General features: G+C 66.7%; 1 protein-coding gene. It reads right to left on the bottom strand.

Going from position 1 to position 765, the window contains the following annotated elements:
• Positions 1 to 765, bottom strand: a 765-nt coding sequence (locus A9Q02_RS09620; RefSeq protein WP_141508813.1) for a formylglycine-generating enzyme family protein, incomplete at both ends; no start/stop codon positions are given.

Below are 765 nucleotides of genomic sequence, written 5' to 3' on the forward strand. Positions count from 1 at the left end.
GCACCCCACGGATAGTTCCGCCGCGTTTGCCTCCGCGCCGCATACTCCCACTCTGCCTCGCTCGGCAGGCGGTAGACCAAGCCATCGTTCAGAGACGCCGTCAGCCAGCGGCCAAAGGCCATGGCTTCATACCAATTGACCCCGACCACCGGATAGTTCCCACGCCCGTGCCCGAATGCTTCGTCATCCCATGCCTCTGGCTGATCTTTGCGCTGCCGCCGCTGCCAGCTTCGCAACCCCTCCGTGGCATCATCATCACGCGCCAGCCACGCCCGCCCAGCCGCATCCCACCAGGGGGCCGCTGGATCATACCCGCCCGCAGCGATAAACACCGCATACTGCGCATTCGTCACCGGGTAGCGCCCGATCGCGAAGGGGGCGAGCGTCACAGGGTGATCGTTGATCTCATCGTCAGGCCAACGGCGAGCCGATTTGGCTTGATCTTTATTTCCCTGTTGCAGCCAGTACTGCTCCCAGGCGCGCCTGGCGGCATCAGCCTGTTCCGGGGTGCTGCCCAGCACCAGGGTACCCCCAGGCAGTTCCACCATCGCGGGGGGCAGCGTGCCGACACCGGGGCGGGGGTCGCCCAGCTCCGCCAGGATGGCCCCGATCCGCACCCGATCACGGGCAGGCACCCCGGGTTCATCCAGCGTACCGGCCATGGCCTGCGCCAGACGGTGCTTCAGCACCCCAAAGAGCGCGTCACGCTCGGCGAGCCAGTCCCAGTTGAGATCGGCGGCGATTTCATGGGCCAGGAGCAGGTCG

This window comes from Candidatus Chloroploca asiatica, assembly GCF_002532075.1.
Classification (GTDB): domain Bacteria; phylum Chloroflexota; class Chloroflexia; order Chloroflexales; family Chloroflexaceae; genus Chloroploca; species Chloroploca asiatica.